Below are 24,507 nucleotides of genomic sequence, written 5' to 3' on the forward strand. Positions count from 1 at the left end.
GACTTGTCCGCCAATAAATAAACGCAACAAACACCCAAAAAGTTTTCGTTTTTTTTCATGCTCTTTCTCTAATAAACTTTTTGATGTCCGTTTGAATCATTGTAGCGGCATCTCCTACTCAAGTCAAAAGACCACGGACCCTGATTTTCTACAAAATGCGCGTCGCTGACCAACTCCTTAAGTAGCAAGGCGTCAGCGAGAATCTTGCCGAATAAAGCTTGCGTTTCCAGGACCAAAGTCCCCTAAACGCAAGTGGGGAATGGTTGATTTCTTTTCCCAAAGTCGATATGTTAAAGTTAAAGAATAACGCTGCAGAACGGGTGAAAAGTAGTGGCTAAAAAAAGAGTCTTGCTGTTATCTGAAGGGTTCGGTGCAGGCCATACACAGGCCGCTCATGCACTCTCCAGCAGCCTGCGCCAGTTATCGCCTAGCGTACAGACCAAAGTTCTCGAGCTCGGGAGCTTCTTGAACCCTAAAATCGCTCCACTGATCATTTCGGCCTACAGAAAGACGATCACAACTCGCCCGAGATTGGTCGGGTACATGTATCGCCATCAAAAGTCCTTTAACCGCTTTACGGCTTTAGCACTTCACCGAATGTTCTATACAAGCACCAAAAATGTGGTCAGACAGCTCAAACCCGACATCATTGTGTGTACCCACTTCATACCAAGTGCGGTTATCTCGCGTTTGAAGCGGCTGGGCATTGATGTGCCTCTGTGTACCGTTATAACCGATTATGATGCTCACGATACATGGATTAGTCCCGAGGTCGACCGATATTTCGTGTCCACGCCGGAAGTGAAGCGAAAGCTGCTCAATCGCGGGGTGTCCCAAGCCAAAATTCAGGTCACCGGCATTCCAATCCATCCCGACTTCTGGACGCATCCGAGCAAGAAGGAAATCAGAGAACGGTTTAATCTGTCCGATATGCCCACCGTGCTTGTGATGGGCGGAGGCTGGGGCATCATGAATGACGAAGTTGTGCATGAATTCCTAACCAGATGGCGCGAAGAAGTCCAGATTATATTTTGCCTCGGCAATAACGACAAGGGACGCGAGGAGCTGGGGAACAACCCTCGGTTCCAGCATCCGAACATCCGGATTTTGGGCTTTACGCGCGAGATCGACAAGCTAATGGAGGTGTCGGATCTGCTCGTTACGAAGCCTGGCGGCATGACATGCACCGAAGGCCTGGCCAAAGGAATCCCGATGCTGTTCCATCAGCCTCTTCCGGGGCAGGAAGAAGAGAACTGCCAGTACTTCACGGCGCAGGGATTGGGTGAGCCTATCCACTCGCTGGAGGTTATTGGCAACTGGATGAACAAACTGCTTCATCAATATGACGTAATCCAACAGCAACGGGCGCAAAATTTGCGAGACATCGAACGCTTCCATCCGATGCAAAGCGCACGCAGCATCATCGACATGCTGGAAAACGAAAAGGTGTACTCCTAAAGAGGGAGCACACCTTTTTTCACGCCGTTTTCTGTAAATATGTCATCGCAATTGATAGATTTCCTACTATTATAATAGTTGCAAACGCTATCATAGAAAAGACTCTACGTAAAGGCATTATTTACCGTATTTTTCAAGGCGATTCTTTTGGTAGGAAGCAAGTGCTTCCTCGCCGACAATGGCCTCGCAGCGATGAATCTGCATACCTTGACCGACGAATTTCGTCTCGTATTCTGTCATGACGTGCTCTTCGTTCAGCCCGTCGCGATGCAGATCCAGCGAAATATTCGTCATTTGCAAGCCATAATCGGCAAATGCATTCAGAGAGAACTCAAACAGCGTGACCGAATCGGTCTTGAAATGAATTTCCCCGCGCTCGTTCAGGATTTGGGAATACTTGTCCAGAAAACGCGGATGCGTCAACCGACGGCGGGCATGCTTGGATTTTGGCCACGGATCGCTGAAGTTCAAATATAAACGTTCGATCTCGCCGGGTTCAAAGACCTGCTCGACGTTCTCGATATTAAACAGCGCCAGCTTCAGATTCGGCGGCGTATCGATACCGTCCTGAGCCCAAGCATTGCGCCCCTTCTCGCTAGCGCGGCGAATCAGCTCGTCGTACATGTCCACTCCGATAAAATTCACATTCTGATGCTTGTAACTCATCTGGCTTATGAATTGACCTTTGCCCATGCCGAATTCAACATGGATCGGAAGGTCATTGCCAAATAATGAAGCCCATTTCCCTCTATATTGACCGGGGTCCAAAACGACCAGGTCTTCCTGCTGCTCCAGATTTTCCCGTATACCTTTTCTTCCGCGTAAACGCATGTCATACCTCCGAAAATTTCCAAGTAAATTAGAATGATATCCCCATACTGCATTTATTGTGACGAAGTTAATCCCAAAAGTAAAGAGCCCCATAGAAAAAGGAACCTATGCTTTGCTTAACGCAAAGGCTTTAGGTTCCTCTTTCTTATATTTGGAATTGGGGTTCCGCGATAGTTAAACTGTGAATAGTCTACCTTTCTTCCGACGTAAAATTAAACGTCTTCTCAAAGGCAGCCCGAATCTTGCGACGTGCCGAAGCCTTCACATCCTGGTTGGAGTTAAACTCCACGCCGGTAAGGGCTAAAGCTTCGTTCGGGGTAAGCTCCACAGCGATTTTGTCTTTACTGTCATTCTTTACTGTCGATGAATTCATTCGTAATCACCTCACGGTATTATTGTATCCATGACGTCACACAAATATGAATCCTATCCGATATATACCCATGCCAAAATGGCTTGAACCATATTTTTATTTTTCTACTTTAAATATACCAATTATATGCAATTCATTCAAGTGACAACATCTTAATTAGTCTTGAAGACCTGTATATAACGCAAAGCTTTATTTTTTGTTACAATGGACATATCTGCTTTAGTAAAAGGCAAGTAAAAACATGTATACTTTGAGGCACAGTTATACCTGCCTCTATTCATCATATGCGGCTATAAAAGGAGCACACATGAGTACATCACTTAGACCCGCCCCAACGTTATGGGGCGACAAACGATTTCATACATGGAATTACGAGATGCGCAGCCAGTTCCAGGAAAAAGTATTCAAGGTTATGCTGGATGCGGGCTTTACGTGCCCGAACCGCGACGGCACGATTGCCAAGGGCGGGTGCACCTTCTGCAGCGCCCGCGGCTCCGGTGATTTTGCCGGACGACGGCGGGATGATCTTGTTACCCAGTTCAACACCATCCGTGACCGGCAGCACCAGAAGTGGCCGAGCGCCAAATACATCGGTTATTTCCAAGCCTATACCAATACGTATGCTCCGGTCGAAGAGCTTAGGGAATACTATGAAGTCATTCTGCAGCAGCCAGGTGTTGTCGGTTTATCGATCGCTACTCGCCCTGATTGCCTGCCTGACGACGTCGTGGAATACTTGGCGGAGCTGAATGAGCGAACCTATCTCTGGGTGGAAATGGGCCTGCAAACGATCCATGATTCCACCTCCGAGCTCATCAACCGGGCCCATGATACCGAATGTTATCTGGAAGCGGTCGAAAAGCTGCGCAAGCATAACATTCGTGTCTGCACACACATCATTTATGGCCTTCCGCAAGAGGACCATGACATGATGCTCGCCACCGGCCGAGCGGTCTCCAAGATGGATGTGCAGGGAATCAAGATCCATCTGCTGCACCTCATGCGCAAGACCCCGATGGTGAAGCAATATGAGGCTGGGCTGCTGCGGTTCCTGGAGCAGGATGAATACATCAGCCTTATCGCAGACAGTCTGGAGCTCTTGCCTCCGGATATGATTGTTCATCGTCTGACCGGAGACGCTCCCCGGGATCTCTTGATCGGACCGACATGGAGTCTCAAAAAATGGGAAGTGCTTAACGGCATTGACGCCGAACTCAAGCGCCGGGATACATGGCAGGGTAAGTTGTGGGGGGGATCCTGATGGGCTTTCTCTCGGTTTTGAGTTTTGCCCACAAACTCGTGTCCGAAAGGCTGCGGCCTGGAGATATTGCGCTGGATGCGACGGCCGGAACCGGGGCCGATACGCTGTATCTAGCCAAATGCATAGGATCCAAGGGCAAGGTGTACGCTTTTGATATTCAGGAACAAGCACTGCAGTTGACTCGTGATAGGCTGGATAAGGAACCGCTAGGCACCCTTGCAGAGATTGCCCTTCACCACCAGAGCCATGCGCTTATGGGAGAATGCGTACCTGAGCGCGAGCATGGCCGTATAGGTGCGATCATGTTCAATCTAGGTTACCTTCCGGCAGATTCATCAGATAAACGGATCATGACGGAAACTGCCAGCACGCTAACGGCTCTGGAGGCTGCCATCGAGTTGCTTCGCCCCGGCGGCATTATCACCATCGTGCTGTATCCAGGCCACAAGGGCGGCGATGCCGAAGCAGACGCCGTGCAGGCCTGGGCGGCGGAATTGCCCCAGCACAAAGTGCAAACGATATTATATCGAGGTCTTCAGCGATCCGAAGCGCCATATCTCATTGCACTGGAACGGAAGAAGCCGATATGATATAAGTTCTAGGAGAGGTACCGCACTTACATCCATAGAATATTCCAAACATGATGAAAGGTAGATGATTACAATGACAAAACCATATCCATTGTTGTTCCAACCCGAATTTAAAGAACGTGTGTGGGGTGGCCGTGCCCTGGAGCAATTCGGCTTGGACATTCCGGAAGGGCATATCGGAGAAGGCTGGATGATCGCCGACCATCCGAACGGTACGACCAGTATCGTGAACGGTGAACTTGCCGGCCGCGGCCTGGATCAGGTTCGTGAGCAATTTGGACGCGAGTGGTTTGGCAGCAAAGGATTCTCCGAAGTTAACGGACGTTTCCCTCTGCTGATCAAGCTGCTTGACTGTAATGACAACCTCTCGGTCCAGGTCCATCCAACCGATGACTACGAGGGGCTTCCGAAAGGCGAGCTGGGCAAGACTGAAATGTGGTATGTGCTGGATGCGAAGCCGGACGCCAAAATCATATACGGTCTGAAAGAAGGCGTTAGCCGCGAAACTTTGAAAGAAGCTATGGAAAGCGGCAAGGTTATGGACCAGCTGCAAGAAGTGTCCGTAAAAGCCGGAGATACATTCTACATACCTGCCGGTACGGTACATGCGCTGTGTGCGGGCGTTGTAGTAGCGGAAATTCAGCAAAATTCGGATACAACCTACCGGATTTTCGATTATAATCGACCAGGCCTTGACGGTAAGCCACGTGAGCTTCATATTGAAGACTCCTTGAACGTGACGGCCTATGAAGGATCGGGCGCAACCACCATGAGCACGGAAGGAACCACGCCTGGAGAATGGCTTGAGCTTGCCAAATCTCCCTATTTTGTAGTCGAAAAAGGCGTTGTTAACGGTGCCTGGTCCTTGTCCACTTCCGCGGAAAGCTTCACAATCGTGGTGGTATGCGATGGTCAAGGAACCCTCAGCTGGGATAACGGCTCCATTGATTACACGTCCGGACAATGCTTCCTGCTCCCAGCTAACCTGGGTGCATATACACTGGATGGGCAATCTACGGTTCTTCGTTCATATCTTCCTTAAACAGGGTATAAATAATTGAGATAAACCATTCGTTTTTGTGGAGGTGTTAAGCCTGTGATGCAAACCGACACGTTTACGATGCTGAATGCGCAGGGCATGCATGTTTTTGTATATCAATGGTTGCCGGAGCAGGACCATCCCATTCGTGCCATCGTGCAAATTGCGCATGGTATGTGCGAAACCGGCAAGCGGTACGAGGAGCTTGCCGAGTTGCTGACAGGGTACGGCTACGCCGTGTACTGCAACGACCATCGGGGTCATGGACAAACGTCGGGCCTTACGCTTCTCGGCGATCCCGGGGAAAACGGATTCGAAGGGATGATTGAAGACCAGCTGCTTCTTGCTTCCGAACTCAAGAAGCGCCATGCCGGTGTTCCGCATTATTTGATGGGACACAGCATGGGCTCCTTTTTGACACAAAAGATCATGTGTTCGAACGGTGAATTATTCGACGGATTCATACTGTCAGGAACCAATGGTCCACAGGGACTGCTGACATTCGGTATGAGCTTGGCAGCTGCACAAATGCGCTTGCAAGGAGACACGCACCGGAGTCTGATGCTGAACGCCATGGTGTTCGGCCCTTACAGCAAAGGTTTCGGCCCTATTCGCACACCGTTCGATTGGTTATCCCGGGATGAAGCGGAAGTCGATAAGTATATCAACGACCCCTACTGCGGCAAGGTATGCAGCGCTCGTTTCTTCCGTGATTTCTTTAAGCTGCTGTCCCAGATCCACAAACCGCAATTGATGGAATGCCTTCTAAAGGATAAGCCGGTTTATATTTTCTCGGGCGAGGATGATCCGGTTGGACACCGCGGTAAAGGCGTGCGGCGGTTGATCGAATTGTACCGGAAACATGGCATTCAGGATCTTGAATACCGTTTGTATCCCGGCGGCCGCCACGAGATGCTGCATGAAATCAACCGGGATGAAGTAGCGGCGCATGTTCTCGACTGGCTCGAACGGCACACATCGGGATCGCATGGGTCAGAGACACCGCAAGAGTCGGAACGGGTTATGTAAAAGAATGATGCAGGACGAATTAAAAAGGGGGCGTCTCAAGGTCAACTGACCTGGGACGCCCCCTTTGTCTGTTTTTTTATAACGCTGCGCATACGAAGCATTCATTCCAATCGCTGGTGCCCCCAATTAATCTGGCGAGCTCCGTCAAGTAAGTTACACTGCTTATGCGACAGGACAGCCCAATCCCTTACTCTTCCTCGTTCGGCGTACGGTCGATGATCAGCTGCGTGACCTCGGTGTACTCGCCATACTTCACTTCATCCTCTGTAGCCTCTTCGCGCAGATCGTCATTGGTTTCCATACCCGGTGCGACGGTGGGCTCGGCGTGCGTATCGTGTTCTTGCCCCTTCTGTTTCCCGTTCATAAACTTCCCCTCCTCATCGGTTGATGCGATTAGAATACCGATACCAAGGGGGTTTTATTCCAAGACGCCCAGGATACCGTCCGTTACGATAACGAGGGGGGCATGATCACAGTCTCATCCTATCCGTCTCTACCAACCCCTAATCCCTAGAAGAAAGGTAATTTGCCCACAACAATGGCCAAGACGCTCGCATCAAGTCCCAGTAAGGGGTTGTCCGTCGCTTCCCTACTATGCCTGCTTCGCTAACTCCACAGGCATCGTGTAGTACTGCGGCTGCCCTGTTTCGTTCTGCTGGTACAATACCAGCAGCATCGTTGCATGGTCCGCGTGATCCGGGAATCCGGTGCCACCCTGGATGGCATCGCTGAGGTTAAATGGCAGCACCTCGATCATCGCATGTTTCTGCAGATCGCGCTCCGTGATCCCCAGATCGGCAAAACCGTCGGATAGGGCCGCAGGTTCCTCAACGATTTTGCGAACATTGGCGGTCCACTGCGCTTTATCCTGAGTATGATCCCACCATATTTTCCGCGGTTTATATTTATGGCCCAGGAAATAATCAAACTTCATGAGACCGGAGACAACGTTCATATGCGGGGTCTTCCGATCTTCAAGAAAAGCCGTTAAACGCGTGAACAGGTCCTCAAGCTGATGGCCGATTTTTTGCCAGCCCTGTCCTTCCCAGTAGTCGCCAAACTCTTGGAAGAAATCAAACGGCGACGTAAATTCATGCTTCATCAAATAATTCAGGGTATGGTCCATCCGGTGCGCATTCCAATACTTCTCCAGCACATCCTCCAGTCTCTTCAATCGAACGATATCCGAGAACGGAAGCACGTCGCTGCCCAGAATCTCATACGGAGCATGATCCATATAGGTGTAGTTGTACTTGTCCGCATCGATCCGCAGCCCGGTTCCCCGCAGCATCTTCAGGAAGCCTAACTGCAGCTCCTCCGGTCCAAGCGCAAATACGTCGTTAAACGTTTTGCGGAACGTATCGTAATCCTCTTCCGGAAGACCTGCGATCAAATCCAAATGCTGGTCGATCTTGCGGCTGTCCTTGATCATTGTCACCGTGCGTGACAGCTTGGTAAAATTCTGGCGACGCTTCACCAGCTCATTTGTCGGATCGTTGGTCGACTGCACTCCAATTTCAAACCGGAAAATGCCGGGAGGCGCATTTTTCGCCAAATAATCCAGCACTTCGGGACGCATGATATCTGCCGTGATCTCAAACTGGAATACGCAGCCGCCATGGTTCTCAATCAGAAACTCGAACATTTCAAGCGCGTAATCCCGCTTAATGTTGAAGGTCCGGTCTACGAACTTGATCAATTTCGCTCCGTTCTCGATCAGGTACAGAATATCCGCCTTGGTCCGTTCAATATCATAATAGCGAACCCCCACCTCAATGCTCGACAGACAGAACTGGCAGCTGAATGGACAGCCCCGGCTGGTCTCAAAATAGACAACCCGCTTCCCGAGATGCGGGATATCCTCCGGAAAACGATGCGGGGAAGGCAGCTCCGCCAGAATGCTCTTCGGTCTTCCAGGATTCACAATAATTTCGTCCTGCTTGCGGTAAGCCACGCCATAGACGAAATGATACTTCCGGTCCCCTTCAATCGTTTGCAGCAAATGGTGGAAGGTCTCCTCGCCTTCTCCCATGACGATAAAGTCGACATTGTGCAGCCGTTTCATCCAATATTCGGTATCGTAGGATACTTCAGGTCCGCCCAGTATGATCGTGACCTCCGGCATAATCTTCTTCACGATATCGATCACTTTAATCGTTTCTTCGATATTCCATATATAACAGGAGAATCCGATCACATCCGGCTTGCGCTGGAACAGGTCGGAGACGATATTCATCACGGGGTCCTTAATCGTGTACTCCGTCAATTCGATATCGAAATCCTTCTCGCTGTATGCCTTCAGGCAGCGAATGGCCAAGGAGGTATGAATGTACTTGGCATTCAAGGTTGATAGTATGACTTTCATGGTAGGATCCACTTTCCTTCTAAAATAATATATGTTTTTGTTACCGGACGGATTATCTTAAACAATCAAGCGGCAAAATGGCTTCTGCCTGCTACGCCGGCTTATCATTCATAGTCATACAAGTCGTCGCCGTCACTCGATGTGCCTTGACCATTCAGGAAGAATTCCAGGAACGGACGGCCGTATTTACGGAATTTCACTTCGCCGACCCCTTTGACATTCAGCATCTCATCCTCGCTCTGCGGGCAAACCACACTCATCTCACGCAAAGTTGCGTCATTAAAAATGATGTAGGACGGCACATGCTCTTTGCTTGCCAGCTCACGCCGAATCAAGCGCAGCTGCTCGAACACCGTCTCGTTGACGGCTGACGGCGAATAATCGCGGCGACTGCCGCTGCGCTGGCTGCCTGCGGCTTTGGAAGGGCGCGGAACACGCTGCATGACTTCACGCTGACCTTTTAACACATCGGCCGCCTCGCTTTGCAGCTTCACGACAGGGTATTGGCCTTCCGTCAACGCCAGGAACCCTTCCGAGATGAGCACATTGATCGTCTCGGATATCTCCTTCTCGGTCCGATTCGCCATCACGCCATAGGTTGGTAGGCGATCAAAACCGTACTCCAGTACTTTTTTGGCCCTTGAGCCCTTCAGCACGGAAGCGACCATGGACACGCCAAAGCGTTCGCGCATCCGGTGGATGCAGGAGAAGATTTTCTGCGCATCTACCGTGATATCGACAAGCTCCCGATCATCCGTGCAGGAGCTGCACGTACCGCAGGACTTATCTTCGTGCTCTTCCCCAAAATAATCCAGCATAGCGCTGCGCAGGCACCGGGTGGTGTAGCAGTAATCAATCATCTGCTGCAGCTTCCGGTAGTCGTTCTGCTTGCGCTCGCCCTCCTGGGGATTCTGTTCGATCAGAAACTTCTGCGTCATAATATCCTGGGCGCTGAACAGCAGTATGCACTGGCTGGGCTCTCCGTCACGCCCGGCACGACCCGCTTCCTGCACGTAAGACTCCATATTTTTCGGCATATTGTAATGGATGACATACCGGACGTTGGATTTATCGATTCCCATGCCAAATGCGTTCGTTGCAACAATAACGCGAATATCGTCATACAGGAAGGCCTCTTGGCTCTCCGCTCGCTCCGCATCACTCATGCCGGCATGGTATCGACCCGCAAGGAGCCCCTTGGCTTGAAGGCGTTGGCATAAATCATCCACCTCTTTACGAGTGGCGGCATAGATGATGCCCGGCTGGTGGGTATGCGAGGCCGCATAGTCCAGCACGAACTCCCGCTTGTTCTCACCGCGAAGCACCGACATCTCCAGATTGTCGCGTCCAAGGCCCGTCACGAACACCTGCGGCTGCTCCAGCCGAAGCAGCCGCTGCATGTCCTCCATAACTTCAGGCGTGGCCGTGGCCGTAAAGGCCGCTACAATCGGACGGTTCGGAAGTCCTTTAACAAAAGGAGCCACCGAGAGATAGCTCGTCCGGAAATCATGCCCCCACTGGGATACGCAGTGAGCTTCATCGACAGCCACAATCGAAATATCGAGACCCGCCATCTCCTCCCGGAACCAATCCAGTTCAAGCCGTTCCGGGGCGACATATAACAGCTTCAGTTCTCCGCGCTTGGCCGCACGTATGCGCTCGTTCACTTCCTTGCCGCTGAGCGTGCTGTTGATATAGGCAGCGGCCACACCCGCTGTCGTAAGTGCATCTACCTGATCCTTCATTAAGGAGATCAAAGGCGATACAACCAACGTCAGACCCGGACATAGGAGGGCCGGGATCTGATAACAGATCGATTTGCCTCCACCCGTCGGCATAATCCCGAGCGTGTCCTGGCCCGCTAGAAGACTGGCGACGATTTTTTTCTGACCCTCCCGAAAATCAGGATAGCCGTAATATTTCTGCAGATAATCCCGTGCTGTATCCATATTCATCGATTCTCTATCATTTGTTTCCACATTCATGGATAAAAACTCCTTAATTCACCTTGGTTTTCCATTTCGAAAAGCCCTCATCCTTTAAGTTTAACGGCCTTTCCATGAATGGGCAACCAAATCGGGGAAGGAAATTGCATTGGGCGAGGAGAACTTCATAAATGTGGAAAAAGGGTTGCGATCATGCAGAGCCCAAAAAATGAAGTTGGTGATCCTAATGAATGACGCACATACCGAAGCCGTAAATCAAACTATTCAATATATGAAGAAGCATCTGGACGAGCCCATGACTACCGAGCAGCTCGCTGGTCTAGTGGGATATAGTCCCTTCCATTTCTCCAGAGTATTCAAACGAGTAACCGGCATATCGCTCCGGCAATACCTGTCCGCGCTCCGGGTTGAAGCCGGCAAAATCGAGCTCCTTCAAAGTCCTTCCCTGCTCGTGAAAATCGGAATGAGCATCGGTTTGGCAAGTCCCGGCACATTCAATACCCGCTTTAAGCAGTTTGTCGGCCTGTCTCCAAAAAAGTTCCGCACCACCACGGAGTCCCTGCATCGTTACGTGAATCAATATGAGCACAAGCCATTAACCTGGACAGAGGAAGAAAGGCATGCTCTGCCCCGGATTCATTGCCGGATCGAAGCTCCCGAGAGGTTTCGCGGCATGATTTACGTCGGTCTGTTCCCAAGACCCGTACCCGATCAGAAGCCCGTAACCGGTACGGCCGTCAACCTCAAGAACCGGACCTGCACGTTAACCGGCATCCCGGCCGGTACGTATTATGTGCTGGCAGCGGGCATCCCCTGGAGCCTCAATCCGCGGGATTATTTTCTGCTGAGCAAATCCTTGCGAGGCAAGATGGAGGAGCCTGTCCATATCGACGAAGGAACCGATCTCGCCGTGAAGATTACCTTGCGCGAGCCTCTGCCCTATGACCCGCCGATTGTTGTGAATCTGCCTCTGCTCTTGTTTGAGAAGGATCGGAATAACAGCGCAAAGTAGAAGAATTTTTGAATCGCCTATCCATTTATAATGGAGCTGCAAGAAGCGTTATCCCAAAAGCAATGAGCGCTATATGATGGAGGATTAAACATGACCATTATTCAAGAAACCGTGATTCAGGCCGATGTGCAGCTCCTCTGGCGAGCATGGACGGAGTCTGCGAGGATAACCGAGTGGTTTGCGCCGGCTGCGGAAATTGAACCGAAGACGGGCGGAAAGTTCGAGCTTTATTTTAACCCCGCCAATCGTGAATCGATGTGCACCGCAGGCTGTAACATTTTGCAGTATGATGAGCCGCGTACCCTCGTGTTTGAGTGGAAAGGACCTGATCCCTTTGCGGAAACGATGAATCAGGGGGAGTTGACCGCGGTCAAGGTGTCTTTTTGGCCTGAACAGGACGGCTGTACAAGAATCACCTTGGAGCATACGGGCGAAGGATACCGAAGCGTCGCTGCAAGCCCGGGAATGGCATGTGGATGCATGGAAAGGCATGCTGACCAGCTTAAAATCCAGCATTGAATCCGGTGAAGGCATTCTATGCTGCCAGTAAGACAAGCCATAAACTAGAGGAGAGTATGACCTATGCCAAATCTTTGTGTTTTATCAATCAATGTCAGCGATATGGCTCAAGCCACGCGATTTTATTGTGACATTCTGGGATTTGAAGTTTCCAAGGTTTATGATGATCAGATCATCAGTTTGAAACATGAGGGCATGTCCCTTGTTCTGCAAAAATGCGACCGTCCTACGAAAACCGATTACCCGCATGAAGCCCAGGTTATCATCGGACTCGAGACAGATGATGTAAGCGCAGCGATCGCGAACTACAAATCGCAGGGCGTGGAGGTCATCTTTGATACCCCGCAGCCGTGCCCTCCCGGTCTATACAGCGCGATTCGGGACCCTTTTGGCAATGTGATCGAACTGCTGGAGTTCACGGAGTAATCGTCCGTTTGGAAGAATCATGGTTTATCGGCAATACCAAGTGAAGTCCATTTAAACGCTCGAAGGATACGCTGCATGTAGCAGGTGTCCTTCTCATATGAAGGTCAGCCGGAGAACCTGGTTGGCCTTTTTGGAGTTTTTGAGCTGCCGAAACTTGTCTCTACCATTCCTGAACCGTCTGTTAATATTGAACCCGATGCGGGTAAGAACATATTAATGTTAACGCAGAAGACGACGCGTGGGCAGATTAGGAATCGTCGGTTTCGGAAATAATAGGAACTCGAACTGATATATTAATGACACAAGGGGAAATTCATATGGATATGACACCAGAACAACGCGTTACCCTGCATGGGTTCAACAACTTGACGAAATCGCTCAGCTTTAATATGTACGATGTCTGCTATACGAAGACCCGAGAAGAACGGGAAGCATACTTGGAATATATTGATGAACAATATAACGCAGATCGACTCACGAAAATATTGAGCCATGTGGCCGAAATCATCGGAGCGCATGTCCTGAACATTGCCAAGCAGGATTATATCCCGCAAGGCGCCAGCGTAACAGTGCTTGTATCCGAGGGCCCTGTCGTGGAGGTTCCGGAGGAATCCTATGACGAATCGCCGGGGCCGCTGCCGGATAACGTCATCCTGCAGCTCGACAAGAGCCACATTACCGTCCATACGTATCCGGAATTCCATCCCGATGAGGGAATCAGCACCTTCCGGGCCGATATCGACGTGTCGACCTGCGGGGAGATTTCACCGCTTAAAGCCCTAAATTACCTGATCCACTCTTTTGATACGGATATTATGACGATCGACTATAAAATTCGGGGCTTCACTAGGGACATTCACGGACACAAGCTGTTTATCGACCATGAGATCAGCTCCATTCAGAACTATATTCCGGACGAAGCGAAGGATCTGTTCGATATGATTGACGTCAACGTATACAAGGAAAACATTTTCCACACGAAGTGCAAGCTGAAGCAGTTTGACCTGGACAATTATCTGTTCGGTTACACGAAGGATAAGTTGTCCGATGCCGAGCAGCAGGAAATCACCGAGCGCATCAAACTGGAGATGGACGAAATTTATTACGGTAAAAACATGGACCGCAGTTACTGATAATGGGCTCCAGATGTGATATCACCAACATTTGCTTCTATACAGGAAACACGAATGAATCAAAACCAGGCTGGGCTCATAGGAGCCCGGCCTGGTTTGCAACTTCTATCGCTTCGTCCCGGTTGCGGACGCCCAGCTTGGCATACAAGGTTGAAGCATAATTCCGTACAGTCCCGTCTGAGAGATACAACTTCATCGCAATCGCTTTGTACCGCAATCCTTGGGAGAGATACTTCAGAACCTCAATCTCCCTTGGTGTCAGATCATAAGACTTCAGCAGTGGAGACGACCCTGGATCGACTTCCATGACAGATACAGTGCCATCCTCTTCCTTCATGAAAACACCCACTTCACCATCGAAAAGCTTAGCCGAGATCGCCGGATTCATTAAAGTTCCGCCACGATACACGATTCGTATGTTCTCGGCAAGCTCACGCGGCTTCATCGACTTCAGCAAATAACCGTCCGCTCCGCTTCGCATAACCTCCGCAGCTTTTCCCCTCTGCTCAAATGTGGTGAATATGATAACCTTCACTAACGGCCAACGTTGTTTGATCAACTTCGTCGCTGTAATGCCATCCATCACGGGCATCTCCAGATCCATGAGCACCAGCTGGGGGTTAAGCTTCTCACACAAGTCCAAGGCATGTTCCCCATGTTCAGCACATCCTACCACCTCAAGATCCTTCTCCGATTCCAGGATGATGCCAAGACTCTCCGTGATAAAAGGTTCATTATCCACCAATAAAAGCCGGATGACTTCATCTGCAGGCTCCGAAATTCTAGGCAAGCTGCAGGTCACAACGGTTCCTGCCTCAGGAGTCGAATATACCGATACTTGGCCTTGAAGGCGATAGGCCCTTTCCTTCATGGCGCTTAAACCGAAACCTTCCTGGATTTGCACGCTACCACTGCCGTTATCCAGAATTTCAAGCCGGGTCTGCTGCAATTCGAATTGAAGCACGGCGTCAACCCTCGTCGCATTACCGTGACGCACACTATTCGTTAAGGACTCCTGAAGACAACGGTAGAAGGTCATTTTGGCCTGCCGGGATACCGGGTACTCTTCACCAAGCACTCTAAGTCCTACCTTTACCCCTGTGTTTTGCTCGAAATCCTCCGCTACCTGTCTCAATGACTGCACCAAGGGAAGCTGCTCTTGCGGTGAATCCAGCTCATGCAAATACCCTCTGACCTCATCCAGGCTTCTCCGCGTCAGTTCCAGCAGATTGGACAGCTTGCGCTGAGCTGCTGCATCCGTTTCCGTAGAACGAAGCGTTTCCAAGCCCATGATGACCGCCGTATACGTATGGCCCATTGTATCATGCAGTTCCTTGGATACGCGTTCCCGTTCTTCCAACAGCGTGACTCGTTCGACCTGAGATAAATACTGCTCCAATATCGTATTATGTGTCCGAATCATTTCGTTCTGGCTGTAGTTGGCCATCAACAGATGAAAGGCAAACCCTAATGCAAACGCAAAAGCAACATGCTCTATCATCAGTATCAAATCCGTTGACGGGGCATACAGCTTGATCAGTATTGGAACCAAGATAGCCGCAAGGGGGCCTGTCCATCTGTACGTCGTTCCATAGCTGTTCGCAGCCATCAGAAAAGCCGGAATGATAAACGACAAGTAGGCCCCCGGGAATAAGGAAGTCAAATAAACAGCGATTCCGCCTGATAATAAAATCTCGGTGATCAAATATGCTTTATGATTCAGAAGCAGACACAGCCAGGGTATCGAGAAGGCTGCCAATTCCCACATGACGACGATCCATAACGCTGCGGTAAACTGGTTCCTGAACTCTATACATGTGATGATCAGGGAGATGCAGCCCATCATGCGAATAAAGAGCATCGCCCAGTCGTACCACTTCCATTGTCTCACGATATCAAACAAAAGCTTTCACTCCCTGCAGTTCCTTCACGGTTCCTCCCTAATATGACACGGCCCCAACAGTGTGTCTACCTCCAAACCGAAAACATCCACTGCGTGTACCGGCCTGTCCATCTCGCCGCTCCCTTAGCCGCCCATGACCCTGCATAAGCAAACAGAAGGCCGACTCCCATCATAAGCAGAGACTTGGGCAAGGTATCGATGCGAATAAGTCCTACGTTGATATCCGCAAAGGAACTGATACATGGGGCCAATATCCATAGAATGGGAACGATAAAGAAGATAACGGCACTGAACAAACTAGCGATGCCAACGATAAACTTCAGCATGAGTACCGATACGGCTTTCCAATTTCGGATGTCCGACAGCTCCACTTTAGCCTGACTCCAGTAGGAGCCGGATGATGTTCTCTTCATAACAGGTTCGATCGTTATGTCCGTATAAAACTTCGCCTGAATCCGATCGTAATTCATGAAGGTCCGTGACGTTCGCATTACAAAGGTAAGAACGGGTATCCCGATCAGGGTGAAACTCATGCTGAAGCCAAATACAAGGCCTACAAGATAGTAGCAAAAGTAAAACACTCCAGTTCCAAAAGTCAGCATCAAAAAACAAAAGTTTAGCAGGTACTCCCTCAGCCATTTCCTCATAGATTAGACTCCTTTCATGTCTTTATGACCTTGATATTTCTGTATCCTACTGCACTCGTTGTCATGTGCAACAGTGTCAAAATGTCATATGACACGCCTTCCCAAAGAAGTGACCGAATGTTACTGACCCATATGACACACCATCAGCCATACTGTGGGAGATCAAGCCATTCGCTCATTGCTCGGAGTTCCGGATGAAGCATGAGGACGAGGCTACCCAATCACATCTCTGAAGGAGTATGATATCGATGAAATGGAACAATCAAAAAGTAAAAACGGCATTTCTACTTGTATCTACGGGGGCTTTAACGGCTGCCACATTAATGGGAAATGGACCTCTCCTACCCAGAGTGGCGGCTTCCGACTCGACTAAACTTACGGCTATGGCCTCTTCAGCCGAATTATCCGCCTCCTTCCACAACGGACCTTCCGATACACAGGAATTGTTGAGATTCGCGGACCCGCTGTTTGCCGACAAGATGAAGAAGTTCAATGTCGTAGGGTCCAACTTTGTAGTCGTCAAAGATGGCAAGGTGCTTGTCAATAAGGGGTATGGTTATGCCAATAAAGAACAGCAAATTCCCGTTGACTCGCAAACCGTATTTCAAATTGCTTCCATTAGCAAGACATTCACGGCATTGGCCGCAATGCAGCTCGTGGATGAAGGCAAAATCAATCTAAAACATAATATCGAAGAGTACTTGGGAGGACTGAAAATTCCGAATCGAACAGGGAAGCCTCTAACCATGTTCGACTTACTAACCTACACCAGCGGCGTGGATATGCCTGACATTACAACCTATACATCGCCGGAATACGTGAAACAGGACATTCCAACCCGGGATTTTCTGGAGAAACATATGCCAACCGTGGTCAGACCGCCGGGGGAAGCCTACGTGTACGATAATTTTGGATTCTTGCTCGCCGGGTATGCAGTGGAGAATATGAGCGGCATGCGTTTTGACCAGTACATGAAAAAGAATATTTTTGAGCCTTTGGGGATGAAATCCACAAGCGTTCGATTCACACCTGACCTGCTTGCGCGAATGGCCTCCCACTACAGTCCAACCGGGGAGTTTCAACCACTGTCTGGTCACGCCCCCACCGATGGCCCGCAGGGGAGCATCTTATCGACGGGTGAGGACATGGCAAATTATTTGCTCATGCAGCTGCAGAATGGGAAATATGGCGATAATCAGCTGGTAAGTCCGCAAAGCTTGAAGCAGATGCATACCTATCAAACTTACGCAGAGCCTTCTGTCCCAATCGCCACCGTTGGCTTCGAAGGCTACTACAAAGAATTGATGAATGGACACCATGTGATACTAAAAGGCGGCAATATGCCGGGACACTCCTCCTTGATGGTATTGATTCCGGAGAAGAACACAGGCATTTATATGTCCTATAATAACGACACCAACATGAGCTTGGAAATATACGACGAGTTCATGGATCATTACTTTCCGGAAACTGCATCAAATCCGAAGCCTGTGTTTGTAGAATTAAGCAAAGAGGAAGCCAAATCCTATACCGGCCTTTATCAAAATACCCGGGCCTATAGTATTCGGACTCGGTTTGCGTATGAGAATGGACGCCTTACGATGGAAGATTCCACGACCGGAAAACATACCCTAAAGAAAATTAACGACTTGCTGTTCCAGGACGAGTTGGGGAACAAGGTCACCTTCAAAAAGGGAGCAAATGGACAGATTCAATATTTTTACTACACCAGCCAGATCGGTCTCGGTGTCGTAGGGGAATCACAGAAAATGGAGGTTACCTCTCCTTTTGCCGACGTGCCTGCAAGCAGTAAGTATAAAACTCACATCGATAACCTGCATACCTTGGGCTTGATCCAAGGAATAGGAGGAAACCGCTTTGATCCTCATGGAACCATAAGCCAGGGGCAGTTCGCTGACCTGCTGATCCGCTCCCATGGTTGGTACATGTTCCCTGACATGATCGATGCTAATCAACAGCAGATGATCAAAGGCATTCCCGGGTATAATCGTTCGAAACCTCTTACGAGGCAAGTCGCCGCTGTTATGATCCAAAATCTAAAACAACTGCAAGTGGATACCAAGGTTACCTTAACCGATTCAACAGATCCGTGGGCCATAGAAGCTATTCAAGCGCTTATCGGAAGTGGAATCATTGATCCGGACACCCGTATCCAAAAAGACGGCTCCGTCAATTTCCGCTCCAAGCAGCTGCTGCTTCGTCAAGAGGCCTGCGCGCTGCTGGACAAGGCTTTTAACTACTACACCCTTCCGCTAGCCTCGAAATAAATTAGGGATCATAAGTTCATGAATGATCAGCAGTACCGGGCGGAGGTTGCCAGACAAAATACAACGTATATGCAGCCCTTTTACATCGGCTTTTATTTCGCATCCGACACGGACTTCTCAGCGGTTCTCGTCCCCATCTACCAATCGCCCGGAATGCTGCTCCAGGGAACAAGCACTGAAGTTTCTATATCAATTCGTTTCTCAGCTAGGGGAGAACAAGAAACCGGAGGCGATATCAGATAGAGCCCGGATGAATTTGTCGTACTACGCCGAGATGCTCATCAACATGTGGAAGGAGCTTCATCGCCTGAGACAATCACTTGGCTAAAAAGCCACCTGCCAGATCCAGATTACTTCTGATCTGCAGGCGGCTTTTTCTTATAACGGTACTATTAAAATTGAACCGAAAATCCGTTGAACCGGTGAATGCCCGTTCCAAATCGGACAAGGTCTTTTTCCCGCAGCTCTTGCACGGCTTCTTTCACCACGGCAAGTAATGCCGGGTCCAATCCAAGGGTATTGTGAGAACCATAAATGCGCTTTACGCTACCGAGATTTGCGATCCGCTCCAGTGAGTTTACGAGATCCTCCGGACTTGTCGTTGGATAAAAAGCATATACCGGCGTTTCATCATACAACAAATCCCCTGTGAACAAATAACCTCGGTTTATATCAAATACCGCAATATGTCCGGGAGAATGGCCCGGTGTGTGGTAAATGACCAAGCTCCGCCCGCCCAGCTCGATGACGTCTGTATCCCGGAGAATACCGGCCGGCTGGCCCTGATAAGGGGTATAGGTTGCCGGATCGAAGGAAGACGGTACAGGTCTCGTGATATCGCGTGATATATCCTTGCGGATTTTTTCAATGGAAAGCTTCTTAATCCCGCTAACGAGCCAGTCCTCCTCTGCCTCATGTACATAAATCTCCCCGTACTGCCCATGACTGCCGATATGATCTGCGTGAACATGCGTGGTTAGCACCATAATAGGTAAATCCGTCAGCTGATCCGTCATCCGCCTCATGTTGTCGATGCCAAGTCCCGTATCGATCAATGCAGCTCGCTCGCTTCCTATCAACAGAAACGAATGCACCTTCTCCCAATGTCCGTATTCGCTGATCGCAAATGTGGTCTCATCCAGCTGCGATACGGTAAACCATACATCATCGATAACGACGTTGTATTGATTATTCTCCATATGTAATTACTCCCCCATCAAGGATTATCGAATGGTGATATCCTCCTGATCATCTTGAAATGCGATCAACGACATATAGTAATTCTTCTCTTCTGCAGACAAAAGCGCACTGCCTGTTTCGGCCATCTCCATCGTGAAGTGTTTATTCATGAGCTGCTTGAACTCGTCGACAAAGGCATGGAAGCTCTCCTTCGTTGCGTGAAAGCGGTAGGTTCCTGCAATGTTTTTTCGATGTTGTTCGCTCGCGCTGTCCAAGGTAAAAGAAGAAGCCGGTGCGCTCTCAATTTTCGTTCGAGTAACATCGAGTGTCTCCATAAATACCTGTCTGGACGTTTCTACCAAATCCAGGCTTGGCAGCAAATGATCTTCCGGTATGAAACGACTTGCGACGGCGCGATAGTATTTTTGCACGATACCGTTCTTCTCTTCCTTCCGGACCACATGAATGATGCCGTGCTTCTCCAGCTCTTTCAGATGAAAGTAAATATTGTTCCGCGTAATGTCCAGTAACTCGGCTAGCTGCTGTCCAGTGTAGGCATCCTTCACGAGATTCATCAGTATTTTGGTACGCAGGGGATCGGCAATCGCTTTGAGCTGCTCATGGGATTTAATTCTATAGACACCTGTCATTTTTATTTTAACACCTCCATATATTTTACCGGTAAAATTATTTTTACTGTTGTGTCAGATTTCATCCTATCATGACTTCTATCCGTGGGTCAATCATGCTGCTCCTACGATTTTACGGTTATACCCAAACTGGAAACCAAGTACGAGTCAACGATGATACGATTAGGCAATACTATTATAAAATGAATGAAATCACCCTGAGAGGTCCCGGCTTATAGCACAAACAAGCATGTTCCCCTTAAACAGCTGAATTATGATATATTATCCACAATCGTACTACGACATTATGATGTTCAAAGGATGTGCCTCATGTTTGACCCGACGATATTCGAAAATTTAAAGGTTGGCATCGAGAATGCGGTCTATGATCTCGACAACCTCGATGAAATCATTCGCGTTACCGATCGGAAGGATCTCCTGGATATGGCGACGCTGTCCAGAAGTTTTAGCCTCCGGTTCGAGCTGGCTACGCCATCCACAACTTCGGCCGAAATTTGCCTGGAGACCGGGCTTCGGGATTTGGCGGACGAGATCTTGGAAATTCCGGAAGGTCAGCCAGCCTGCGAGCTAAAGCTCCGCTTTCATATAAACATCGCTGATGCTTCCATAGCGTGTCCGGCTATCGCCCAGATCATGAAGGAGATATGGAATCCGGAGCTTCCCCCGCTGCAAACGATCCGGTATACCTACAGCGATGATCCGGTACCGCTTCACAACACGATCGAGCTGCGCTTTCCCCGCAGGATCAACGAAGAACAGATGGGAGATATCCCGAATATCTTGGAGTTCATGCTTCGTACGTTGGGGGAATTAGACCGGATGTAACTTCCCAGATAAAGTTAACGGTGATATCCATAGAAGAAGCCTGCCCGCTATCATAGCGGACAAGCTTCTTCGACTTATATTAAGCAACAACCAACCGGATCCAGATGTCCGAAGGATCTTGAACGGCCCAGACGCCATCGCGCTGCTCCAGGTGCAGCCCCGCCTCACGGATACGACCGGTTACCGCCTCAAGCTCTTCTTGACTCGGAAGCTCAATCGTATAATCTTCCATACCCGCAGCGTTCCGTGGAGTGTTCGGCACACCGAGTCCTGCCCAAACATTGAGCCCGATATGATGATGGTATCCTCCTGCGGATATAAACAACGCAGCTCCGCCATAATGGGCTGTCAGCTCAAAACCCAGAACATCGCAATAAAATACGCGGGCATCGTGCAGGTTGGACACATGGAAATGCACATGCCCGATAACCGTCTCTTCAGGAAGTCCGTACCATTCCTTGTCCTTGGAGAGAGCCAGCAGTCCCTCTACATCAACAGGATCTGTGGTCATCACATATTCCCCTTTGGCATCACGCTTCCAGGTATCCCTTGGTCGGTCGGCATAAATCTCAATGCCGTTTCCGTCCGGATCATTAATGTACAATGCTTCGCTGACCAGATGATCGCCTTGACCGACAGGAATATTATGCTTGACCAGGTTGGCAAGCGCAAGCCCGAGCGATTCCCGATTTGGAACCAGGATCGCAAAATGGTACAGACCTGCCGTCCGGGTCTGCGATCTTACAAGATCTTGAATCTCCTCTATAATCAGCAGCGGCTGCTTGCCGTCTGCCGTCAATTCGGCAACCCGGCCATGCTGGCGAAGCATTTTCAAACCGACGACTTCTGTATAAAAGCGTACAGATTGTGCCAGATTACTGATCCGCAGAGAGACCGGCCCGAGCTTTGTGGATGGATGTATAATGGCAGTCATATTCTCACTCCTTAGAATGTTGTTGTTTGTTTTTTTCATAAAATATATTCAGGTCTACGACAGGCTCAACTTGTAATCAAATCAGTTACATCTTACTTGTAATCATTATAGTTACAGGACATCCTTATTGTCAAATCCAGTAATTTACAAATAGATCGAAAAGCCGCCAACGGTTAACCAAAAGAAAACGCCCTCCTGCATAGGATCGGGCGTGTGATTTCCGATTATTCACTTGATGTTCCATTCGCAGAGGCATAAATTTTCCGGACGATTTCTTCCAGACTCACCTCATGCAGTGTGTTCTCCATGGCCTTCTGGGCGGTTGAAAAAACCGGGATGATCGCCGTTTGAATATGTTTGCCAACAGGACATTTTGTGTCCGAATTCTCGTGAATGCCAAACAGGGAATCCTCCTGCACGACATGAACGGCATGATAAATGTCCAGCAGCGTAATCTCGGACGGATGCTTTGCCAGCTTCGCTCCCGCTACGCCAGGCTTAACCTCGACCAGACCCGCTTTGCTCAGCATGCCTACAATACGCCGGATAACCACCGGATTCGTGTTCACACTCTCCGCGATATAATCTGAGGTGCTGACGCCAGCTTTATTCATCTCCAACACGGAAAGAATATGAATGGCCACTGCAAATCGGCTGCTTATGTTCATGTGACCCCTCCTGACGGACCAAATCTTCAGATGACTATCATGTAACCATCATAGTTACATTAACCCCTAAAGTCAACGGTGAAGCCGCCGTCCCATAAGCCAAAATCAGGTGTTACATGTACAAATTTCTAAATAATTATGGAATTTAATGTAATTTTATGTTGATTTTCCTGAGTTTTTCACTATAATGATCACAACATGCATTGGTAAATTCATCCTATTTAAACATATTCCAGCATCCCTACATGATCCTATAACATTCAAGGAGGAAATCCATGGATCCAAGTCAAAACCGAAACGAAACGTATTCTATCAGACGTCCTCGAAAACCTAAACGCCATATCAAACTCAAAAAATGGATAGGAATATCCTTATCTATACTCATTCTCTTAGGCGGACTAGGCTATATTTTCAGAAAAGAATTGTCCTGGATGGTTTTTCACACCTTTTTCGCGAAAGATATCAAAGATACACTAGACCGCTCCTACAAACCCGTGGGTCCTGATTCGCCCAAGCCTGTTGTGGAGGCAACGAAGCCATTCTCGGTTTTGCTTCTGGGCGTTGATCAACGTGAGGACGAGCCTGCCCGTTCCGACACGATCATCTACTCTGTCATCCGACCTGACCTTAATAAAATATTGCTCGTCTCCATTCCCAGGGATACATACACCGAAGTCATCGGCAGGGGAGTCACCTCCAGAATCAACTCAGCTTACGCCCACGGCGGCGCGAGAATGGCCATTGATACGGTTGAGCATCTGTTTCAGCACCCTGTCGATTATTATGCAGCCATCAATTTCTACGGATTAACGGATATCGTCAATGCATTGAATGGGATTAAACTCCCCATCGATAAAGTTATCGAGAACAAAAGCGCCAATCATATCAAACTGCGGATCGAGCCCAACAAGCCGATTTACGATGGAACAGAGGCATTAAATTATGTCAGGTACCGGGAAGATTCGGATTTCAACCGCACCATGCGCCAGCGCATATTCCTCAGTTCCTTAATGGATCGGGTATTTGAACTGAAAAATATAACCAAAATCCCGGAGTTGATTCGTATTGGAGGCAGCAATCTTACGATGGACCTAAACTCCGATTTCATTCTCAATCTGGGCGAAAACCTATTTTTTAACGACTCCCCGCCTACGTTTGAGAATTACATGCTGAAGGGAAAAGATTTAGTGATCCGCGGCGATTACTTTTATGATCCGGACGATTCGGACATCCGGTATATTCAGGAACTGCTTGCCAACTGGTCTGATGAAGAGACCAAGCTGGAAGATTTGATGATCCCAGGTGCAAAGTAAAGCTGATCGTTCGGGGTTAGGCGAATCGCCTGTCTAAGGTAGAGCTTGTTATGAAAAAAAAGCTGATCCATGCTAAAAAGCCTCTCTTTCGCGTACCGCGAAAGAAAGGCTTTTTAAC

At 49.1% G+C, this 24,507-nt stretch carries 25 protein-coding genes; 14 read left to right on the forward strand and 11 right to left on the reverse strand.

What is annotated here, in order from left to right; all coding sequences use genetic code 11:
- Nucleotides 1-330 precede the first annotated feature (330 nt).
- Nucleotides 331-1,458: an MGDG synthase family glycosyltransferase gene (locus ACOZB4_RS08275; protein ID WP_379407413.1), complete on the forward strand. Its 1,128-nt coding sequence runs from the start codon at nucleotides 331-333 to the stop codon at nucleotides 1,456-1,458.
- 117 nt (nucleotides 1,459-1,575) lie between these two features.
- Here ACOZB4_RS08275 and trmB read toward each other — a convergent pair whose 3' ends face one another.
- Both trmB and ACOZB4_RS08285 read right to left on the reverse strand, forming a co-directional pair.
- A complete protein-coding gene (trmB, locus tag ACOZB4_RS08280; RefSeq protein ID WP_379407409.1) occupies nucleotides 1,576-2,289 on the reverse strand; it encodes a tRNA (guanosine(46)-N7)-methyltransferase TrmB in 714 nt (237 codons plus the stop codon).
- Between the two features lie 190 nt (nucleotides 2,290-2,479).
- On the reverse strand, nucleotides 2,480-2,662 hold the full coding sequence (locus ACOZB4_RS08285; RefSeq protein ID WP_379407406.1) for a hypothetical protein: 183 nt from the start codon (nucleotides 2,660-2,662) through the stop codon (nucleotides 2,480-2,482).
- A 307-nt stretch (nucleotides 2,663-2,969) separates the two neighbouring features.
- Between ACOZB4_RS08285 and ACOZB4_RS08290 the strand changes: the two genes are divergently transcribed.
- From ACOZB4_RS08290 to ACOZB4_RS08305, 4 genes are all read left to right on the forward strand, one after another.
- Nucleotides 2,970-3,923, forward strand: coding sequence for a TIGR01212 family radical SAM protein (locus ACOZB4_RS08290; RefSeq protein ID WP_379407402.1), 954 nt, complete (start codon nucleotides 2,970-2,972; stop codon nucleotides 3,921-3,923).
- Entirely contained in the window at nucleotides 3,923-4,513 is a 591-nt protein-coding gene (locus ACOZB4_RS08295) for a class I SAM-dependent methyltransferase (protein ID WP_379407399.1), read from the forward strand. The genes ACOZB4_RS08290 and ACOZB4_RS08295 overlap by 1 nt, the downstream gene beginning before the upstream one ends.
- Before the next feature lie 73 nt (nucleotides 4,514-4,586).
- A complete protein-coding gene (locus tag ACOZB4_RS08300; protein ID WP_379407396.1) occupies nucleotides 4,587-5,555 on the forward strand; it encodes a type I phosphomannose isomerase catalytic subunit in 969 nt (322 codons plus the stop codon).
- A gap of 57 nt (nucleotides 5,556-5,612) precedes the next feature.
- Entirely contained in the window at nucleotides 5,613-6,581 is a 969-nt protein-coding gene (locus ACOZB4_RS08305; protein WP_379408022.1) for an alpha/beta fold hydrolase, read from the forward strand.
- Nucleotides 6,582-6,768: 187 nt separating this feature from the next.
- On the opposite strand, the gene ACOZB4_RS08310 is transcribed toward ACOZB4_RS08305, so the two are convergent.
- From ACOZB4_RS08310 to recQ, 3 genes are all read right to left on the reverse strand, one after another.
- Nucleotides 6,769-6,945, reverse strand: a complete 177-nt coding sequence (locus tag ACOZB4_RS08310) for a hypothetical protein (protein WP_379407393.1) — start codon at nucleotides 6,943-6,945, stop codon at nucleotides 6,769-6,771.
- A gap of 228 nt (nucleotides 6,946-7,173) precedes the next feature.
- Nucleotides 7,174-8,946, reverse strand: a complete 1,773-nt coding sequence (locus ACOZB4_RS08315) for a B12-binding domain-containing radical SAM protein (RefSeq protein ID WP_379407390.1) — start codon at nucleotides 8,944-8,946, stop codon at nucleotides 7,174-7,176.
- A 104-nt stretch (nucleotides 8,947-9,050) separates the two neighbouring features.
- A complete protein-coding gene (recQ, locus tag ACOZB4_RS08320; RefSeq protein ID WP_076324552.1) occupies nucleotides 9,051-10,931 on the reverse strand; it encodes a DNA helicase RecQ in 1,881 nt (626 codons plus the stop codon).
- Nucleotides 10,932-11,118: 187 nt separating this feature from the next.
- On the opposite strand from recQ, the gene ACOZB4_RS08325 reads away from it, so the two are divergent.
- The 4 genes from ACOZB4_RS08325 to speD all read left to right on the forward strand — a co-directional run bounded on the left by ACOZB4_RS08325 (nucleotide 11,119) and on the right by speD (nucleotide 13,982).
- A complete protein-coding gene (locus tag ACOZB4_RS08325) occupies nucleotides 11,119-11,904 on the forward strand; it encodes an AraC family transcriptional regulator (protein ID WP_379408014.1) in 786 nt (261 codons plus the stop codon).
- 90 nt (nucleotides 11,905-11,994) lie between these two features.
- Nucleotides 11,995-12,423 (forward strand): SRPBCC family protein, encoded by a 429-nt coding sequence (locus tag ACOZB4_RS08330; RefSeq protein WP_379407386.1) that lies wholly within the window; start codon nucleotides 11,995-11,997, stop codon nucleotides 12,421-12,423.
- Between the two features lie 63 nt (nucleotides 12,424-12,486).
- Complete coding sequence (locus ACOZB4_RS08335; RefSeq protein ID WP_379407383.1) at nucleotides 12,487-12,849, forward strand: VOC family protein; 363 nt, start codon at nucleotides 12,487-12,489, stop codon at nucleotides 12,847-12,849.
- Between the two features lie 317 nt (nucleotides 12,850-13,166).
- A complete protein-coding gene (gene speD / locus ACOZB4_RS08340; RefSeq protein WP_076324555.1) occupies nucleotides 13,167-13,982 on the forward strand; it encodes an adenosylmethionine decarboxylase in 816 nt (271 codons plus the stop codon).
- 76 nt (nucleotides 13,983-14,058) lie between these two features.
- Here speD and ACOZB4_RS08345 read toward each other — a convergent pair whose 3' ends face one another.
- Both ACOZB4_RS08345 and ACOZB4_RS08350 read right to left on the reverse strand, forming a co-directional pair.
- Nucleotides 14,059-15,885, reverse strand: a complete 1,827-nt coding sequence (locus ACOZB4_RS08345; RefSeq protein ID WP_379407378.1) for a response regulator — start codon at nucleotides 15,883-15,885, stop codon at nucleotides 14,059-14,061.
- Nucleotides 15,886-15,950: 65 nt separating this feature from the next.
- A complete protein-coding gene (locus ACOZB4_RS08350; protein ID WP_379407375.1) occupies nucleotides 15,951-16,532 on the reverse strand; it encodes a sensor domain-containing protein in 582 nt (193 codons plus the stop codon).
- Nucleotides 16,533-16,780: 248 nt separating this feature from the next.
- On the opposite strand from ACOZB4_RS08350, the gene ACOZB4_RS08355 reads away from it, so the two are divergent.
- The 3 genes from ACOZB4_RS08355 to ACOZB4_RS08365 are packed head-to-tail and all read left to right on the forward strand — an operon-like array spanning nucleotide 16,781 to nucleotide 19,148.
- Nucleotides 16,781-18,820, forward strand: coding sequence for a serine hydrolase (locus ACOZB4_RS08355; protein WP_379407372.1), 2,040 nt, complete (start codon nucleotides 16,781-16,783; stop codon nucleotides 18,818-18,820).
- Between the two features lie 18 nt (nucleotides 18,821-18,838).
- Complete coding sequence (locus ACOZB4_RS08360; protein ID WP_379408044.1) at nucleotides 18,839-19,063, forward strand: hypothetical protein; 225 nt, start codon at nucleotides 18,839-18,841, stop codon at nucleotides 19,061-19,063.
- A complete protein-coding gene (locus ACOZB4_RS08365; protein ID WP_379408009.1) occupies nucleotides 18,996-19,148 on the forward strand; it encodes a hypothetical protein in 153 nt (50 codons plus the stop codon). The genes ACOZB4_RS08360 and ACOZB4_RS08365 overlap by 68 nt, the downstream gene beginning before the upstream one ends.
- A 64-nt stretch (nucleotides 19,149-19,212) precedes the next feature.
- Here the strand turns inward: ACOZB4_RS08365 and ACOZB4_RS08370 are convergent, their stop codons facing one another.
- Nucleotides 19,213-20,019 carry an MBL fold metallo-hydrolase gene (locus ACOZB4_RS08370; RefSeq protein ID WP_379407369.1) on the reverse strand — a complete coding sequence of 269 codons (807 nt, stop codon included), beginning with the start codon at nucleotides 20,017-20,019 and terminating at the stop codon, nucleotides 19,213-19,215.
- Between the two features lie 24 nt (nucleotides 20,020-20,043).
- Complete coding sequence (locus ACOZB4_RS08375; protein ID WP_379407366.1) at nucleotides 20,044-20,649, reverse strand: helix-turn-helix domain-containing protein; 606 nt, start codon at nucleotides 20,647-20,649, stop codon at nucleotides 20,044-20,046.
- Nucleotides 20,650-20,958: 309 nt separating this feature from the next.
- On the opposite strand from ACOZB4_RS08375, the gene ACOZB4_RS08380 reads away from it, so the two are divergent.
- Entirely contained in the window at nucleotides 20,959-21,474 is a 516-nt protein-coding gene (locus ACOZB4_RS08380; protein WP_379407364.1) for a hypothetical protein, read from the forward strand.
- Between the two features lie 79 nt (nucleotides 21,475-21,553).
- Here ACOZB4_RS08380 and ACOZB4_RS08385 read toward each other — a convergent pair whose 3' ends face one another.
- Both ACOZB4_RS08385 and ACOZB4_RS08390 read right to left on the reverse strand, forming a co-directional pair.
- On the reverse strand, nucleotides 21,554-22,408 hold the full coding sequence (locus tag ACOZB4_RS08385) for a VOC family protein (RefSeq protein ID WP_379407363.1): 855 nt from the start codon (nucleotides 22,406-22,408) through the stop codon (nucleotides 21,554-21,556).
- Nucleotides 22,409-22,632: 224 nt separating this feature from the next.
- Nucleotides 22,633-23,076: an Rrf2 family transcriptional regulator gene (locus tag ACOZB4_RS08390; RefSeq protein ID WP_379407362.1), complete on the reverse strand. Its 444-nt coding sequence runs from the start codon at nucleotides 23,074-23,076 to the stop codon at nucleotides 22,633-22,635.
- A 275-nt stretch (nucleotides 23,077-23,351) separates the two neighbouring features.
- Between ACOZB4_RS08390 and ACOZB4_RS08395 the strand changes: the two genes are divergently transcribed.
- Nucleotides 23,352-24,389, forward strand: a complete 1,038-nt coding sequence (locus ACOZB4_RS08395) for an LCP family protein (RefSeq protein WP_422759517.1) — start codon at nucleotides 23,352-23,354, stop codon at nucleotides 24,387-24,389.
- The last annotated feature ends 118 nt before the right edge of the window (nucleotides 24,390-24,507 follow it).

The organism is Paenibacillus sp. NPDC058898, from assembly GCF_049316025.1.
Classification (GTDB): Bacteria; Bacillota; Bacilli; order Paenibacillales; family Paenibacillaceae; genus Paenibacillus_AQ.

What these genes read in the sequence shown, in the direction of transcription:
- trmB (WP_379407409.1), bottom strand. Translation starts at nt 2,289, where the DNA reads ATGCGTTTACGCGGAAGAAAAGGTATACGGGAAAATCTGGAGCAGCAG.
- ACOZB4_RS08285 (WP_379407406.1), bottom strand. Translation starts at nt 2,662, where the DNA reads ATGAATTCATCGACAGTAAAGAATGACAGTAAAGACAAAATCGCTGTG.
- ACOZB4_RS08290 (WP_379407402.1), top strand. Translation starts at nt 2,970, where the DNA reads ATGAGTACATCACTTAGACCCGCCCCAACGTTATGGGGCGACAAACGA.
- ACOZB4_RS08295 (WP_379407399.1), top strand. Translation starts at nt 3,923, where the DNA reads ATGGGCTTTCTCTCGGTTTTGAGTTTTGCCCACAAACTCGTGTCCGAA.
- ACOZB4_RS08300 (WP_379407396.1), top strand. Translation starts at nt 4,587, where the DNA reads ATGACAAAACCATATCCATTGTTGTTCCAACCCGAATTTAAAGAACGT.
- ACOZB4_RS08305 (WP_379408022.1), top strand. Translation starts at nt 5,613, where the DNA reads ATGCAAACCGACACGTTTACGATGCTGAATGCGCAGGGCATGCATGTT.
- ACOZB4_RS08310 (WP_379407393.1), bottom strand. Translation starts at nt 6,945, where the DNA reads ATGAACGGGAAACAGAAGGGGCAAGAACACGATACGCACGCCGAGCCC.
- ACOZB4_RS08315 (WP_379407390.1), bottom strand. Translation starts at nt 8,946, where the DNA reads ATGAAAGTCATACTATCAACCTTGAATGCCAAGTACATTCATACCTCC.
- recQ (WP_076324552.1), bottom strand. Translation starts at nt 10,931, where the DNA reads ATGAATGTGGAAACAAATGATAGAGAATCGATGAATATGGATACAGCA.
- ACOZB4_RS08325 (WP_379408014.1), top strand. Translation starts at nt 11,119, where the DNA reads ATGAATGACGCACATACCGAAGCCGTAAATCAAACTATTCAATATATG.
- ACOZB4_RS08330 (WP_379407386.1), top strand. Translation starts at nt 11,995, where the DNA reads ATGACCATTATTCAAGAAACCGTGATTCAGGCCGATGTGCAGCTCCTC.
- ACOZB4_RS08335 (WP_379407383.1), top strand. Translation starts at nt 12,487, where the DNA reads ATGCCAAATCTTTGTGTTTTATCAATCAATGTCAGCGATATGGCTCAA.
- speD (WP_076324555.1), top strand. Translation starts at nt 13,167, where the DNA reads ATGGATATGACACCAGAACAACGCGTTACCCTGCATGGGTTCAACAAC.
- ACOZB4_RS08350 (WP_379407375.1), bottom strand. Translation starts at nt 16,532, where the DNA reads ATGAGGAAATGGCTGAGGGAGTACCTGCTAAACTTTTGTTTTTTGATG.
- ACOZB4_RS08355 (WP_379407372.1), top strand. Translation starts at nt 16,781, where the DNA reads ATGAAATGGAACAATCAAAAAGTAAAAACGGCATTTCTACTTGTATCT.
- ACOZB4_RS08360 (WP_379408044.1), top strand. Translation starts at nt 18,839, where the DNA reads ATGAATGATCAGCAGTACCGGGCGGAGGTTGCCAGACAAAATACAACG.
- ACOZB4_RS08370 (WP_379407369.1), bottom strand. Translation starts at nt 20,019, where the DNA reads ATGGAGAATAATCAATACAACGTCGTTATCGATGATGTATGGTTTACC.
- ACOZB4_RS08375 (WP_379407366.1), bottom strand. Translation starts at nt 20,649, where the DNA reads ATGACAGGTGTCTATAGAATTAAATCCCATGAGCAGCTCAAAGCGATT.
- ACOZB4_RS08380 (WP_379407364.1), top strand. Translation starts at nt 20,959, where the DNA reads ATGTTTGACCCGACGATATTCGAAAATTTAAAGGTTGGCATCGAGAAT.
- ACOZB4_RS08385 (WP_379407363.1), bottom strand. Translation starts at nt 22,408, where the DNA reads ATGACTGCCATTATACATCCATCCACAAAGCTCGGGCCGGTCTCTCTG.
- ACOZB4_RS08390 (WP_379407362.1), bottom strand. Translation starts at nt 23,076, where the DNA reads ATGAACATAAGCAGCCGATTTGCAGTGGCCATTCATATTCTTTCCGTG.
- ACOZB4_RS08395 (WP_422759517.1), top strand. Translation starts at nt 23,352, where the DNA reads ATGGATCCAAGTCAAAACCGAAACGAAACGTATTCTATCAGACGTCCT.